At 58.0% G+C, this 14,149-nt stretch carries 14 protein-coding genes; 7 read left to right on the top strand and 7 right to left on the bottom strand.

Annotation, left to right across the window (positions count from 1 at the left end; all coding sequences use genetic code 11):
* Nucleotides 1–62 precede the first annotated feature (62 nt).
* The 7 genes from C8N45_RS05250 (at nucleotide 63) to C8N45_RS05215 (ending at nucleotide 8,034) form a co-directional block, all read left to right on the top strand.
* Nucleotides 63–344: a DUF4212 domain-containing protein gene (locus C8N45_RS05250; RefSeq protein ID WP_108385211.1), complete on the top strand. Its 282-nt coding sequence runs from the start codon at nucleotides 63–65 to the stop codon at nucleotides 342–344.
* Nucleotides 345–347: 3 nt separating this feature from the next.
* The gene (locus C8N45_RS05245) at nucleotides 348–2,147 is read left to right on the top strand and encodes a sodium:solute symporter family protein (protein WP_108385210.1); all 1,800 of its coding nucleotides are present in this window, start codon (nucleotides 348–350) and stop codon (nucleotides 2,145–2,147) included.
* Nucleotides 2,148–2,221: 74 nt separating this feature from the next.
* Nucleotides 2,222–4,048, top strand: a complete 1,827-nt coding sequence (locus tag C8N45_RS05240) for a DUF294 nucleotidyltransferase-like domain-containing protein (protein ID WP_108385725.1) — start codon at nucleotides 2,222–2,224, stop codon at nucleotides 4,046–4,048.
* A gap of 25 nt (nucleotides 4,049–4,073) precedes the next feature.
* A complete protein-coding gene (locus tag C8N45_RS05235; protein ID WP_108385209.1) occupies nucleotides 4,074–4,595 on the top strand; it encodes a hypothetical protein in 522 nt (173 codons plus the stop codon).
* A 1-nt stretch (nucleotide 4,596) separates the two neighbouring features.
* Nucleotides 4,597–5,982, top strand: coding sequence for a 3'-5' exonuclease (locus tag C8N45_RS05230; protein ID WP_108385208.1), 1,386 nt, complete (start codon nucleotides 4,597–4,599; stop codon nucleotides 5,980–5,982).
* A 172-nt stretch (nucleotides 5,983–6,154) separates the two neighbouring features.
* The gene (locus C8N45_RS05225; protein WP_108385207.1) at nucleotides 6,155–6,895 is read left to right on the top strand and encodes a class II aldolase and adducin N-terminal domain-containing protein; all 741 of its coding nucleotides are present in this window, start codon (nucleotides 6,155–6,157) and stop codon (nucleotides 6,893–6,895) included.
* A gap of 278 nt (nucleotides 6,896–7,173) precedes the next feature.
* On the top strand, nucleotides 7,174–8,034 hold the full coding sequence (locus C8N45_RS05215; RefSeq protein WP_108385205.1) for an SDR family oxidoreductase: 861 nt from the start codon (nucleotides 7,174–7,176) through the stop codon (nucleotides 8,032–8,034).
* Here the strand turns inward: C8N45_RS05215 and C8N45_RS05210 are convergent.
* The 7 genes from C8N45_RS05210 to C8N45_RS05180 form a co-directional block, all read right to left on the bottom strand.
* Nucleotides 8,000–8,653 carry an androgen-induced gene 1 family protein gene (locus C8N45_RS05210; protein ID WP_108385204.1) on the bottom strand — a complete coding sequence of 218 codons (654 nt, stop codon included), beginning with the start codon at nucleotides 8,651–8,653 and terminating at the stop codon, nucleotides 8,000–8,002. The genes C8N45_RS05215 and C8N45_RS05210 overlap by 35 nt on opposite strands.
* A 65-nt stretch (nucleotides 8,654–8,718) precedes the next feature.
* Nucleotides 8,719–10,635, bottom strand: coding sequence for a 1-deoxy-D-xylulose-5-phosphate synthase (gene dxs / locus C8N45_RS05205; RefSeq protein ID WP_108385203.1), 1,917 nt, complete (start codon nucleotides 10,633–10,635; stop codon nucleotides 8,719–8,721).
* Nucleotides 10,636–10,647: 12 nt separating this feature from the next.
* Entirely contained in the window at nucleotides 10,648–11,547 is a 900-nt protein-coding gene (locus tag C8N45_RS05200) for a polyprenyl synthetase family protein (RefSeq protein ID WP_108385202.1), read from the bottom strand.
* Nucleotides 11,540–11,773, bottom strand: coding sequence for an exodeoxyribonuclease VII small subunit (locus C8N45_RS05195; protein ID WP_108385201.1), 234 nt, complete (start codon nucleotides 11,771–11,773; stop codon nucleotides 11,540–11,542). The genes C8N45_RS05200 and C8N45_RS05195 overlap by 8 nt, the downstream gene beginning before the upstream one ends.
* Complete coding sequence (locus C8N45_RS05190) at nucleotides 11,770–12,693, bottom strand: histone deacetylase family protein (protein WP_108385200.1); 924 nt, start codon at nucleotides 12,691–12,693, stop codon at nucleotides 11,770–11,772. Before C8N45_RS05190 ends, C8N45_RS05195 begins: the two co-directional genes overlap by 4 nt.
* 184 nt (nucleotides 12,694–12,877) lie before the next feature.
* Nucleotides 12,878–13,579, bottom strand: a complete 702-nt coding sequence (locus C8N45_RS05185) for a response regulator (protein ID WP_108385199.1) — start codon at nucleotides 13,577–13,579, stop codon at nucleotides 12,878–12,880.
* Nucleotides 13,576–14,082: a MarR family winged helix-turn-helix transcriptional regulator gene (locus tag C8N45_RS05180; RefSeq protein WP_108385198.1), complete on the bottom strand. Its 507-nt coding sequence runs from the start codon at nucleotides 14,080–14,082 to the stop codon at nucleotides 13,576–13,578. The genes C8N45_RS05185 and C8N45_RS05180 overlap by 4 nt, the downstream gene beginning before the upstream one ends.
* Nucleotides 14,083–14,149 lie beyond the last annotated feature (67 nt).

Here is a 14,149-nt window from a genome sequence, read left to right as displayed (position 1 = left end):
AATACCTGCGGACGGACCCCGTCCGCATCTGAAATAGCCAATAAAACAAGGAGGAACGCCAAATGGCGGAACGACTAACACATGGCAAGGTTGCCGAAGACGGCGCAGGTTACTGGGCCGCAAATGTCAGGATCATCGTTATCAGCCTGATCATTTGGGCACTGGTGTCGTTCGGGTTCGGTATTTTGCTGCGGCCAATGCTGGCTGGTATCGAGGTGGGCGGCACGGACCTAGGGTTCTGGTTTGCACAACAAGGGTCGATAATCGTCTTCCTCGCGCTGATCTTTTTCTACGCATGGCGGATGAACAAGCTCGACCGTGAATACGGCGTCGAGGAGGAATAAAAGATGGACCAGTTTACACTCAACCTGCTGTTTGTGGGCGCATCCTTTGCGCTTTACATCGGCATCGCGGTCTGGGCCCGGGCGGGCACGACCTCTGAATTCTATGCGGCTGGCCGGGGTGTGCACCCTGTCACCAACGGCATGGCCACTGCGGCAGACTGGATGTCTGCGGCGTCCTTCATCTCTATGGCGGGTCTGATCGCCTTTACAGGTTATGACAACTCGACCTATTTGATGGGCTGGACGGGTGGATATGTGCTGCTGGCATTGCTGCTGGCGCCTTACCTGCGCAAGTTCGGCAAATTCACCGTGTCCGAGTTTATCGGCGACCGTTTCTACTCCCCAACTGCACGCCTCGTCGCTGTGATCTGTCTTATTGTTGCGTCCACGACGTATGTGATTGGTCAGATGACAGGGGTGGGCGTGGCTTTTGGCCGGTTCCTTGAAATTTCGAACACGGCGGGTCTGCTGATCGGGGCCTGTGTCGTTTTTGCCTATGCGGTTTTTGGCGGCATGAAGGGCGTGACCTACACGCAAGTCGCCCAATATGTCGTGTTGATCATGGCCTATACCATTCCTGCCGTGTTCATTTCGCTGCAGCTGACAGGGACCCCAATTCCTGCACTTGGTTTGTTCAGCGAAACATCTGTCACAGGTGGCGAAGGCAGCGTGTATCTGCTGACCAAGCTTGACCAGATCGTGACTGACCTTGGCTTTGCCAGCTACACAGAGGCGCACAAGGACAACCTGAATATGGTTCTGTTCACCCTGTCTTTGATGATTGGTACTGCTGGCTTGCCGCACGTCATCATGCGCTTTTTCACGGTGCCAAAGGTGTCTGACGCGCGCTGGTCGGCCGGTTGGGCGTTGGTGTTCATTGCGCTGCTTTACCTCACTGCGCCAGCGGTTGGTGCGATGGCCCGCCTGAACATTACAAACCTGATGTGGCCAAATGGCACGGATGGCGATGCAGTTGCTGTGCAGACCATTGAAACGGCCCCTGAATATGACTGGATGCAGACTTGGCAAAAAACCGGCCTGTTGGATTGGGAAGACAAGAACGGCGACGGCCTGATCCAGTATTATAACGACGGGTCCGATGCGATGGCTGAAAAGGCTGCGGCAAATGGTTGGGAAGGTAATGAGTTGACCAACTTCAACCGTGATATTCTGGTGCTTGCCAATCCGGAGATTGCCAATCTGCCGGGCTGGGTGATCGGTCTGGTCGCAGCAGGTGGCCTTGCAGCGGCACTTTCTACGGCGGCGGGTTTGCTTCTGGCGATTTCCTCTGCTGTCAGCCACGATTTGCTCAAAGGCCAGCTGACACCCAACATGTCCGAAAAGGCCGAGTTGATGTCAGCCCGGATCGCCATGGCCATTGCCATCGCAGTGGCCACGTTCCTGGGTCTGAACCCACCGGGATTTGCGGCGCAGACTGTGGCGCTGGCCTTTGGTCTGGCGGCGGCGTCGATCTTCCCGGCATTGATGATGGGGATCTTTTCCAAGCGTGTGAATAACATCGGCGCTGTGGCAGGGATGCTGTCGGGCCTGATCTTTACCTTGCTCTACATCTTCTTGCACAAGGGCTGGTTCTTTGTCGCGGGTACCAATTCGTTTCCTGATACGGTTGACGGGTCCTTGTTCGGAATCCAGTCCACCGCAATTGGTGCGGTGGGTGCTGTGATCAACTTTGCGGTTGCTTACGTTGTCTCGATGCGGACTGCGGACACTCCGCAAGAGATCAAGGATCTGGTTGAAAGCGTCCGTATTCCTGCCGGTGCAGGCGGTGCTGTCGATCACTGATATGAAATCGGGGCCAGCAGCCATTTTGTTGCTGGCCCTTACCTTACGCCAATATGATTTGCGGGGACTGCACCATGACTGACACCGCATTTTCCTTTCTGCGGCATTTGCATCCATACGACGACCTGCCTGAGGGGGCGTTTGATGCGTTGCGCCAGAATGCGGTCGTTCGCACCTATCCCGCAGGTGCGCCAGTATACAAATTGGGTGCACCCCTTGACGGGCTGTACATCATAGAAAGCGGCGAGATCGCCGTGCATGATGAAAACAACCACCTGATTTCCCTGCTGCAGCGCGAAAATTCATTTGGTGAACGCGGACTGCTGAAGGATGGGCGCGCTGTCACCTCTGCCGAAGCGCGACAGGACAGTCGCCTGATCTGTGTTCCGCCACAGCTGTTTCACAAGCTGCGCGCAGACCATGAAAGCTACCGCAAGTTTTTTGACCGGACCCGTGCAAGCGGCAGTGCGGACGCGCTTGCCGGCTTTGATCTGACCCGCGTGCAGGTTGAAACGCTGATGGTGGCAGGCCCTGTCACCTGCGCCCCCACGATGAACATTCAGGACGCCGCCCGGAAAATGCGCGACGCCCGTATTTCCTGCCTCTGCGTGGTCGAAAATGACGAACTGATCGGTATCGTCACCATTCGCGACCTGTCAGGCAAGGCGCTGGCGCAAGGCCTTGCCAATGACACCCCTGTCAGTGCGGTCATGACACAGCACCCAAGGGTCTTGTCGCCCGCTTCCATTGGGTCTGACGTGTTGCATATGATGATGGAATACCGGCTTGGGCACCTGCCCATTGTGGCCGCAGGCAAGCTGGTCGGTATTGTCACGCAAACGGATCTGACCCGATTTCAGGCGTCAAACACCGCAGGTTTTGTCGCAGATGCGGCGCGGGCCGAAACCATCGACGCGCTGGCCGCTGTCACCAAACGCATTCCCAACCTGTTGGTGCAGCTTGTCGCGGCGGGCAATAGACATGACGTGGTGACACGGATGATCACGGATATCGCCGATGTAGTCACCCGCCGCCTGCTGGCGATGGCCGAGGATAAATTTGGCACGCCGCCTGCACGCTATGTCTGGCTTGCCTGTGGGTCGCAGGGGCGGCAGGAACAAACAGGTGTGTCCGATCAGGATAACGGCATGATCCTTGATGAAAACCTGAGCGAACGCGACCTTGCCTATTTCGAACGCTTTGCGCAGTTCGTCTCTGACGGGCTGGATGCCTGCGGCTACGTCTATTGCCCCGGCGATATGATGGCGACCAACCCGCGCTGGCGGCAGCCGCTGTCAATCTGGCGGGACTATTTCCAGCATTGGATCAAAAGCCCCGGCAAAGAGGCGCAGATGCTGGCCTCTGTCATGTTCGACTTGCGGCCCATCGGCGGCGATTCCAGCCTGTTTGACGGGTTGCAAGCCGAAACGCTGGCGGCGGCGCAGGCCAATTCGATCTTTACCGCGCATATGGCCACGAACGCGCTCACACATGTCACCCCGCTGGGTCTGCTCAAGGGGCTGGCGACAATCCGTAGTGGCGAACATCGCAACACGGTTGATATGAAGCTCAGCGGGGTCGTGCCGGTGGTGGATTTGGGGCGGATGTACGCATTGCAGGGCAAACTTGATCCGGTCAACACCCGCGCGCGGCTTCAAGCGGCTATCGCGGCAGGGGTCATCAGCGAAAGCGGTGGGCGGGATTTGCTGGATGCCTATGATCTGGTGGCCCAAACGCGGCTGGACCATCAGGCGCGCCAGATCAAATCGGGCAAGGCGCCTGATAATTATCTGCGGCCGTCAGATTTGTCCGCCTTTGAACGGAGCCACTTGCGTGATGCGTTTGTCGTCATCAAAACGATGCAATCTGCACTGATGCAAGGACGCGGCGTTCTGGGCTAGGATAGCGAAATAGGGAGGAGGGCTCATGTTTTTCGAACTGATCGGCACGATTGTCGCCGGTGCAGTGGCTGCACTGCTTGTGTGGGCGCTGAACCGTACGCTGAAAGGACGACTGCCCAAATGGCTCATCCCCGCAGCGGCAGGGGCGGCGATGCTGGCGGCAACAATTTCAAGCGAATACAGCTGGTACGGGCGTACGGTCGCCACCATGCCCGCAGGCCTGGCAGTGGCTCAAACAATTGAAGAGACCGCGCTTTACCGCCCATGGACCCATGCGCGCCCTTTCGTTTCGCGGTTTGTCGCTGTTGACCGGATCAGCACGCGCACCCATCCTGACCAACCCGGACTGCGGCTTGTCGATCTGGTGTTCTACGGGCGCTGGACCCGCACGGCCAAAGTGCCGATGCTGTTTGACTGTGCCGGAAACCTGCGCGCCGACGTGGTTGACGGGGTCGCATTCGGCGATGGCGGCGCGGTCTTGAACGCGCAGTGGTTCGCTCTGGATGCAACCGACCCCCTGCTCAGGACGGCATGCGCGGAGAATTGACATGTCACACCTCAGCCTGCGATTGCGCATCTTCCTGTTTTTCGGCCTGATTGGCCTTGGAAGTATCGCCGTCGTGCTGGCGGCCCTTTTGCTGGGCTATCGCCAACTGGGCAGTCCCGACGCCCTTTCATCTTTTGTGACCGTGGGGATCGTTGCTGCCTTTGGCATTCTGGCCCTTGCTACTTTTGTCTGGCGGCTTTTCGATGAAAACGTCAGCAAACCGATTGAGAGTCTGGCCGCGCAACTCCGGGTGCGTGCGGAGTCCGGGGTTGAGACCGAATTTGACGAAAAAGCCGCTCGATACCTTGGCGACCTTGCCCCCGCCGCCTGTGCGACCAGCAATAAATTGCGCAAAGCGGCGCAGGCCACAGCCGAAACCGTCGCTCTGAAAACTGAAAGGCTGGAACGCCAGCGGGCGCAACTCCTGCGTATCCTGTCTGACATTCCAGTCGCGGTCATTGTCGCGACGCAGGATGACCAGATTGTGCTTTATGACGGGCAGGCTGCTGATTTGATGGAAAACGAGGCACCCGCGAGATTGAACGGATCAGTCTGCGATTATCTTGACAAAGGGACCCTGCACGCAACGCTTGTCAGGATGAAAGACCAGGATCACAGGCGCGGCCCGATCACGATCAAGGGTAAATCAGGGGCCATCTATTCCGGTCACATCCGCATCTTTGACGATGACAACGGCTATATGGTGATGCTTGAACCGCTGGACCCGGACGCGGCACGGCCGTTGGTTTATGATTTCGACCTGTTCAACCAGACACCTAGGGCAGACATCCGTGAAGCAGCCCTAAGAGACCTGACATTTGTGGTGTTCGACAGTGAAACGACAGGGCTTGATCCGCAAAGTGACGCTGTTGTCCAACTTGGCGCGGTCCGCATCGTGAACAGGCGGATCATAACCGCAGAGACGTTCGACGTACTGGTCAACCCCGGCAGGCCGATCCCGGCCCAGTCAACCCGGGTTCATGGGATCGACGACACGATGGTTGCACACGCAAGTGACTTTGCGGCGGTACGCAAGAGCTTTCAGACCTATGTCGGTGATGCGGTTCTCATCGCGCATAATGCACCCTTTGACATGGCTTTCCTCAACCGTGACGGTGCCGCATTTCACAACCCGGTAATGGACACGGTTCACCTGTCAGCAATTGTCTTTGGCGGGTCTGCGGTACACACACTCGATGCGCTATGTGAAAGGCTGGATGTCGATATCCCGGACCATATGCGCCACACAGCGCTTGGTGACGCAATGGCAACAGCCAAAGTTTTCGTTGCCATGTTGCCCATACTTGAAGCCCGCGGCCTGCTCACCTTCCGCCAGCTACAGGCCGAGGCCACAAAACATAGCAGAATTTTGAAAGTGGAAACTTGATCGTCATTTGCCCAATCGGCCAGCTCAATAGATGCCGCCGGACGCAAAGACGCAATCCTGACAGCGGTGACGTCACAGTAGTGGCAGGCATTCCTGTTCCCTTTCCCGCTTGGTTTTGTGGGCTGTTTCCTGTCTGATGCGATTTGAAAACAGGACGTGAAAGGGGAAATACATGCGTGCAAATATGGATAATTGGCAGGAAAGGGTTGATCTTGCGGCAGCATTTCGCTGGACGGCGCGGCTCAATATGCACGAAGCGGTCGCCAACCATTTCAGTCTTGCCATAAATGACGACGGCACCCGTTTTCTGATGAACCCCAACCAGATGCATTTCAGCCGGATTAAGGCCAGCGACATGATCGTGGTTGACGCCAACGACCCGGAAACCCTGTCGGGGCCGAACGCGCCTGACCCCACGGCGTGGGGGCTGCACGGCGGTATTCACCGGCATGTACCGCATGCGCGCTGCGCGATGCATGTGCATTCGGTTTTTGCGACAGTCCTTGCGTCACTGAAAGACAGTAACCTGCCCCCCATCGACCAGACCTGCTGCACTTTTTTCAACCGATACGTGATTGACGACGGGTACGGCGGGTTGGCATTTGAAAGTGAGGGCGAACGCTGTGCCGCTCTATTCGGCGATCCCAAGCAAAAGGTCATGATCATGGGCAACCATGGGGTTCTGATCATCGGTGAAACCGTCGCCGAGACATTCAACCGTCTGTATTATTTCGAACGGGCCTGTGAAACCTATATCCGCGCGCTACAAACCGGTCAGCCGCTGCGTGTCCTGCCCGATGATATTGCCGAAAAAACCGCGCAGGAAATCGAAAGCTATCCAGAAATGGATCTGCGCTATCTGGCGGAGCTGAAAGCGATCCTTGATGACGAGGGGTCGAACTACAAACATTAGGGCATCCGTCAGCGCGATCGCCAAAACTGATTTTTTGCCTCCGGCGGGGTTATTTTTGGCCATAAGAAATTGACCCCCTTCCACCGTTTGGGATGAAAGGGGGCTTCTCCTGGCACGGCCATCGGCGTCCCCGCCTGTGCCGCCATGAAATCTTGACGCAGGATGGTTAAGAAAACCTTATCGCTTCTTATGGCCAAAAATATCCCCGCCGGAGGCTCCGACATATCAATAAACTGTTGGGCCTTGCACTATGCGGCAAGCTGCGGCACCAGAAAGCCATGACAAATACACTTCTTTCTTTTGGGCATGGCTACAGCGCGCGCGCCCTGTCGCGCATCCTGTTGCCACAGGACTGGCGCATCATCGGGACCACCCGATCCGAAGACCGCGCGCCGCGCCTGATGAATGCTGGCATCGAACCGCGCATTTGGCCGGGCGCTGATATGATCCCGGCGCTGGATGCCGCGACGCATCTGCTCATTTCCGCAGCGCCGGATGCCGCCGGTGATCCGGTCCTTGCTGCGCTGCACGACGAAATTTCAAAGCGCGCAGGTCAATTCGCCTGGGTTGGGTATCTGTCCACAACAGGGGTTTACGGCGACCACCAAGGCCAATGGGTCGATGAACAAACCCCTTTGACCCCCAGCACCAAACGCGGCATGGCCCGTGTCGATGCCGAGGCCGCATGGGGCGCAATTCCCGGTCTGCCGTTGCATATCTTCCGCCTTGCCGGGATTTACGGACCCGGACGCGGCCCATTTGCCAAGGTCAGGGCGGGCACCGCGCGCCGTATCATCAAACCGAACCAGATTTTCAGCCGCACACATGTCGCAGATATCGCCCGGGTTCTGGCGGCCTCTATCGCGCGGCCCAATCCCGGCGCAGTCTATAACGTCTGTGACAATGACCCCGCACCGCCCGAAGATGTGATTGCATATGCCGCAAACCTGTTGGGACTGCCTGTGCCCGCGGCCGAGGATTTTGAAACTGCTGATATGACCCCAATGGCACGCAGCTTCTATGCCGAAAGCAAGAAAGTGCGCAATGACCGGATCAAGGACGAACTCGGGGTGGACCTCTTGTTCCCTGACTACAAAAGCGGGCTCAGGGCACTGCTGGCACAGGAAGACGACGCCTGATTGCCCAGGAAATCGTTGCAAAAACAAGGAGCAGGACCAGTCCGGTCGCCATGTTCGTGCCATAGAAGATCATGCGTGGCACCAATTCGAGATCATTGAGGAATGGATAGGGCAATCCACTGGTAACGGTCCCCGCCGGGCCCGTGTTGGAAGGCTGCACGACCAGTTCGGCCCAAGCTACATAGACCAGAATGACACCCAGGACCCAGCCTATTGCAGGCATTATCCTGCGAAAACTGCGATGGATGAAAAGCGCGTCGATGATTTGCAATAAGGGGCCCAACCCATGCAAATAAAGTTCTAACCACCAGGCCGCCAGCATCCCGTCACGGGTTACAGACGAAGGGTCCGCAAGGAACAGCCGCCAGTACAGGAACACCACCATCGTGTTGATCACAGCCGTCATCGACACGAAACCGTCCCAGCGGCGCAGGGATCGTCCTTCTTGCAGTGCCATCATCCGGCTTGCCGCAAAGAATGACATGAACAGCGCCCAGATCGTCAGAAAGCGGAACGGCCCGCCAATGTTGTCGTTCCAGTCGCCAAAGAACAGGGTCCGCAGGCAGTATCCCCCCGCAAGAAGGAACACGATCCAGCGATAGATTGGCACTGCTGTCATGGAAAAATGTACCTCTGGGCAATGCCAGCCTTTGCCCTAATGTCAGAGTATCGTTGCATCACACCCTAAGCCGTCTTTGACCCAAGACGGGCCACGCCCAGCACATCCAGCAACTTGGCTTCGATATGTTCGGCATTCAGGCCCGCGATATCGTACATCGCTTTTGGCCCCGCCTGGTCAATAAAGATATCCGGCAGCACCATCGACCGATATTTCAACCCGTGATCAAAAACGCCCTCTTCCGCCAGCAATTGCGCCACATGGGAGCCGAAGCCACCAACGGCCCCTTCCTCGACACAGATCAGCGCCTCGTGGTCCGCAGCCAGTTGCAGGATCAGGTCACGGTCAAGCGGCTTGGCAAAGCGCGCATCGGCCACGGTAGGATTGATCCCCTTGGCAGCAAGTGTCTCGCAGGCGGTCATCACTTCTTGCAGTCGGGTGCCAAACGACAGGATCGCGACTTGCGACCCTTCCCTGATCATGCGGCCCTTGCCGATTTCCAACGGCGCGGCGTCAGCGGGAATTTCGACGCCGACCCCTTCGCCGCGCGGAAAGCGGAAAGCAATCGGACCTTCGTCATGCGCCGCAGCTGTTGCCACCATGCGCACTAACTCCGCCTCGTCCGCGGCGGCCATGACAACAAAGCCGGGCAAGTTGGCCAGAAACCCCACGTCAAAGGCCCCGGCGTGGGTCGCCCCGTCGGCGCCAACCAGTCCGGCGCGATCAATCGCAAAACGCACCGGCAACCGCTGGATTGCCACGTCATGCACGACCTGATCATAGCCACGTTGCAGGAAGGTCGAATAAAGCGCGCAGAACGGGCGCATTCCGCCAGCGGCAAGCCCAGCCGAGAAAGTGACCGCGTGCTGTTCGGCGATACCGACATCAAAGCAGCGGCTGGCGTAACGCTCCATGAATTTCGACAGGCCTGTTCCGTCTGGCATGGCTGCGGTAATTGCGCAAATCTTCGGGTCTTTGGCCGCATGTTTCAGCAGGCTTTCGGCAAAGACAGATGTATAGGACGGCGCATTGCTGGGGGACTTTTTCTGCTCTCCGGTTACCATGTCGAACTTGGCGGTCGCATGGCCCTTGTCGCTGGCCCGCTCTGCGGGGGCATAGCCTTTACCCTTTTTGGTGATCGCATGAATCAGGATGGGCCCATCGGCGCGCGCCTTGACGGTGCGCAGGACGGACAAGAGCTGCTCCATGTCGTGGCCATCAATGGGGCCCAGATATGAAAAGCCAAGTTCTTCGAACAGGGTGCCCCCGACAGTCATATGCTTGAGCACATCCTTCGCGCGCTTGGCCCCTTCGCGGAACGGTTCGGGCAACAGCGACATCGCACCCTTCGCCGCTGCCTTGAATTCCTGAAACGGTTCTTCGGCATAAAGGCGCGAGAGATATGACGACATCGCCCCTGTGGGCGGCGCAATCGACATTTCATTGTCGTTGAGGATCACGATCAACCGTTTGCCAAGATGGCCCGCATTGTTCATCGCCTCATAGGCCATGCCCGCAGACAGGGCACCGTCGCCGATGACAGCAATCGCGTCGCCACCTTCGCCGCCCAAGTCGCGGGCCACGGCAAACCCAAGCCCGGCCGAGATCGACGTGCTGGAATGGGCGGCGCCGAACGGATCATAGGGGCTTTCGGACCGTTTGGTAAAACCGCTGAGCCCCCCTTCGGTGCGCAATGTTCTGATCCGGTCGCGGCGACCCGTCAGTATTTTGTGGGGATAGCACTGGTGCGATACATCCCAGATGATCTTGTCCTTTGGGGCATCGAAAACAGCATGCAGTGCGACCGTCATTTCGATCACTCCCAACCCGGCACCCAGATGACCACCTGTCACCGATACGGCCGATATTGTTTCGGCGCGCAATTCATCGGCCAGTTGTCGCAAGTCGCGGTCTGACAGGCCCTTCATGTCCTCGGGCGTATGGACCCGATCAAGAAGCGGGGTATGTGGCTGGTCTGACATGGCGACCCTTTCCTAATGCGTCCGCGCAATTACAAAGCGGGCAGCGTCCTTTAACGTATCTGCGTTTCCGCCGTAAACCGATAAAGCATCGCAGGCCTCTTGTACCAGATCGCCTGCGCGGCTTTTCGCCCCATCCAGACCCAGCAATGAAACAAAGGTGGCTTTGCCTGCGGCAGCGTCCTTGCCAACGGCCTTGCCGACCACGGTGGCATCACCGGTTTCATCCAGCACATCATCGGCAATCTGAAAGGCAAGGCCCAGCGCTTGCCCATAAATCGACAAAGGGCCGCGCTCGGCTTCGGCCATGCGCGCGCCAACAAGGGCCGACCATGAAATCAGCGCGCCTGTCTTTCCGGCCTGCAAAGCAATGATGTCATCCAGACCCAGCGGTGCATTTGCCGTTTCCGCGGCGATATCCGCTGCCTGCCCGCCAACCATGCCGCGCACGCCGGATGCGTTGGCCAGGGTCATCGCAAGGTTCAGCCGGGCGCGGGCCGAACATTCGGCCTGACAGACCAATTCAAAGGCCAGCGCCTGCAAGGCATCCCCCGCCAGGACCGCTGTCGCCTCGTCCCACTTGCGATGCACGGTGGGCTGTCCCCGGCGCAAATCATCATCATCCATGCAGGGCAAGTCATCATGCACCAGCGAATAGGCATGCAAACATTCGATTGCCGCAGCCGCACCCACGGCAGCAGCAGGATTGATGTCATGCAGGCGGGCTGATTCGAGCGCCAAAAAGGCACGCAAAGATTTCCCGCCAGCCACCGCATAATGCATTGCAGCCGCAACGGGACTATCAAGACCCGACAAGGCAAAGCCAATCCGCGCCTGTGTCACCTGCCCCGCATGCGCCAGCGCATCGGACAAGGGACGACGGTCAAGCGCCGTGATCCGGGGCAGTTCAGCCATCAAGCGGGGCTGTGCCAGTTGGTTCACCACCATCGCCCAGTGTAATCTTAGCGACCTTCTCTTCGGCTTCTTTCAACTTGGCCTCGCACCGCGCCTTCAGCGCCGCGCCACGCTCATACAGCGCAATCGAGGCATCAAGCGCCACATCGCCGCGTTCAAGCTGGCCAACAACGGTTTCCAACTCCTTGATGGCTTCTTCAAAGCTCATCTCATTCACATCGCTCATCGGCCACGCTCCTCCAGGACTTTGACATGGGCAGCGGCAGACGCGCCCAGCGCGGCCAAGTCATAACCACCTTCAAGGCTGGATACCACCCGGCCCTGACAGTGTTTGTCTGCGAGATCACACAAGCGTTCCGTCACCCAGCCAAAATCTTCGGTCTGCAATTCCATACCCGCCAGTGGATCAGCCGCATGTGCATCGAATCCCGCCGAAATGATCAGAAGTTGCGGAGAAAACGCATCAATACGGGGCAAGACCAAGCGCTCCATCGCATCGCGAAACCCCTTTGACCCGGTCCCGCCGGGCAGGGGCACATTCAGCACATTATCAACACCAACTTCATGGGCAGCCCCGGTACCGGGATAAAGCGGGGACTGATGGGTCGAACAAAACAGGATGCGCGGATCATCCTCAACCAAGTCCTGCGTGCCGTTGCCGTGGTGTACATCAAAGTCAACGATCGCGACGCGGTCCAATCCATGATGATCAAGGGCGTGCTTGGCACCAACTGCGACACTGCCAAAGAAACAAAAACCCATGGCGGTCTGGCGTTCGGCGTGGTGACCGGGTGGACGGACGGCTGCAAAGGCATTGGCCACTTCGCCGCCCATGACCATATCGACAGCACGCACCACAGCGCCAGCGGCGCGGTAAGCTGCGGTCAGTGATCCGGGCGACATATGGGTATCGGCATCCAGCGACCGCACACCGGAAGAAGGAGACGCCGCACGCATCGCATCGACATGAGCCTGCGGATGGGCGCGCAACAGATCATCATCCGCCACCATCGGGGCCTTGACCTGGACGAGGGGCATGCCCTCCAAAGCATCCAGTACAGCACCCAGACGGGCGACCTGCTCGGGATGGCCCGGCGGTGTCACGTGAGACAGGCAATCCTCATGCGAAATCAAAGCTGTTGTCATGTGGTCATTCCACCCCTCTTGCGAAAATCATCAGTTTCTTGTGGCCCCAAATATCCCCGCCGGAGGCATCGCATACACCACAACAGGCGCAGCACAGCATCATTCGCCCAAAGGATGCAATACATGACCGAAATGGCGTGCGCCCGCAGGGCGTTCAATCAGGTCAAGGGCTTTGAGGTCACAGCTACTCCGGGGCCAACATATAGCCTGCACCGCGCACGGTCTGCAAATAGCGAGGTTGCTTGGGGTCGGCTTCGATCTTGCGGCGCAGGCGCGTGATCTGAACATCGACTGCGCGCTCTTGTGTTTGCGCACCGGCACGGCTCAGTTCCTCGACCAGTTTGCTGCGGGTGACAGCCTCTCCGGGGACACTGGAAAAGATCCGCATCAACTGACTTTCCGTTGCAGTCAGCCGGACCAACTGGTCGCCTTGCCACATCTCTCCACGCTCGATGTCATAACGCACCGGGCCAAGGTTCAGCACCTTTGGCATAACAACAGCCGGTTCAGCCGCAGGCACGCGGCGCAAAATCGCGTTGATGCGCAGCAAAAGCTCTTTGGGTTCAAACGGCTTGGACAGGTAGTCATCTGCGCCCGCCTCAAGGCCGGTGATTCGGTCATCGGTATCGCCTTTGGCCGTCAGCAGCAAAATTGGCGTCATTATGGTCTGGCGCAGGTCGCGGCAAAGGGTCATGCCATCCTCGCCGGGCATCATCACGTCCAGAACGATCATGTCAAATTCCAGCCCCGACAGGACCCGTCGCGCATGGGCGGCGTCACGGGCGGTGGTGACCAGAAACCCCGAGCGCATCAAAAACTTCTGGAGCAAACCACGAATGCGTTCATCATCATCAACAATCAACAGGTGGGCATCATCAGCATTCATTCTGTCTTATCCTTCATCGCCTCATAGTGCTGGCGCGTCTCTTCATCCATCATTGCCTCAAGCACCTGTCGAAACCCGGCAACCGCGTTGGGGCCTGCGGCCCTGTAGGCGCTACGCATCCGGTCGCGTTGTGCGTCCGACAATTCGCGCTCCAATGCCGTGCCGGCCGGGGTTAGATACAGATGCCGCTCGCGTTTATCCTGCGTGCCGACCGTGTTCGTCACCAAACCGTCCTCGATCAAGGTACGCAACACACGATTAAGCGACTGCTTTGTAACACCCAGAATGGACAGCAGATTATTGACCGTGGTGCCCTGATTGCGGTGGATGAAATGGATGGCACGGTGGTGGGCGCGGCCATAGCCCTTGTCTGCCAGAATACGGTCCGGGTCGGCAGTAAAGCCGCGATAGGCAAAGAACATCGCCTCAATCCCTTTTCGCAACTGTTCGTCCGTCAGAAACAGCAGGCTTTGGCCCGTCTGTGGCTGCGATCCTTCTGGCATCGATACCTCCCCGATATTTCAGATCACAATACGTCAGCTTTGTTGACATTCCAAGAATCAACTGTTA

Origin of the sequence: Yoonia sediminilitoris (assembly GCF_003058085.1) — a bacterium.
Classification (GTDB): domain Bacteria; phylum Pseudomonadota; class Alphaproteobacteria; order Rhodobacterales; family Rhodobacteraceae; genus Yoonia; species Yoonia sediminilitoris.
The sequence above is the reverse complement of the archived record's forward strand: the minus strand, read 5'-3'. Positions and strand labels throughout refer to the sequence as shown.

Coding starts and splice junctions, on each gene's coding strand:
- C8N45_RS05240 (WP_108385725.1), top strand. CDS start 2,222: ATGACTGACACCGCATTTTCCTTTCTGCGGCATTTGCATCCATACGAC.
- C8N45_RS05215 (WP_108385205.1), top strand. CDS start 7,174: ATGACAAATACACTTCTTTCTTTTGGGCATGGCTACAGCGCGCGCGCC.
- C8N45_RS05250 (WP_108385211.1), top strand. CDS start 63: ATGGCGGAACGACTAACACATGGCAAGGTTGCCGAAGACGGCGCAGGT.
- dxs (WP_108385203.1), bottom strand. CDS start 10,635: ATGTCAGACCAGCCACATACCCCGCTTCTTGATCGGGTCCATACGCCC.
- C8N45_RS05185 (WP_108385199.1), bottom strand. CDS start 13,579: ATGAATGCTGATGATGCCCACCTGTTGATTGTTGATGATGATGAACGC.
- C8N45_RS05195 (WP_108385201.1), bottom strand. CDS start 11,773: ATGAGCGATGTGAATGAGATGAGCTTTGAAGAAGCCATCAAGGAGTTG.
- C8N45_RS05180 (WP_108385198.1), bottom strand. CDS start 14,082: ATGCCAGAAGGATCGCAGCCACAGACGGGCCAAAGCCTGCTGTTTCTG.
- C8N45_RS05200 (WP_108385202.1), bottom strand. CDS start 11,547: ATGGCTGAACTGCCCCGGATCACGGCGCTTGACCGTCGTCCCTTGTCC.
- C8N45_RS05230 (WP_108385208.1), top strand. CDS start 4,597: ATGTCACACCTCAGCCTGCGATTGCGCATCTTCCTGTTTTTCGGCCTG.
- C8N45_RS05235 (WP_108385209.1), top strand. CDS start 4,074: ATGTTTTTCGAACTGATCGGCACGATTGTCGCCGGTGCAGTGGCTGCA.
- C8N45_RS05210 (WP_108385204.1), bottom strand. CDS start 8,653: ATGACAGCAGTGCCAATCTATCGCTGGATCGTGTTCCTTCTTGCGGGG.
- C8N45_RS05245 (WP_108385210.1), top strand. CDS start 348: ATGGACCAGTTTACACTCAACCTGCTGTTTGTGGGCGCATCCTTTGCG.
- C8N45_RS05225 (WP_108385207.1), top strand. CDS start 6,155: ATGCGTGCAAATATGGATAATTGGCAGGAAAGGGTTGATCTTGCGGCA.
- C8N45_RS05190 (WP_108385200.1), bottom strand. CDS start 12,693: ATGACAACAGCTTTGATTTCGCATGAGGATTGCCTGTCTCACGTGACA.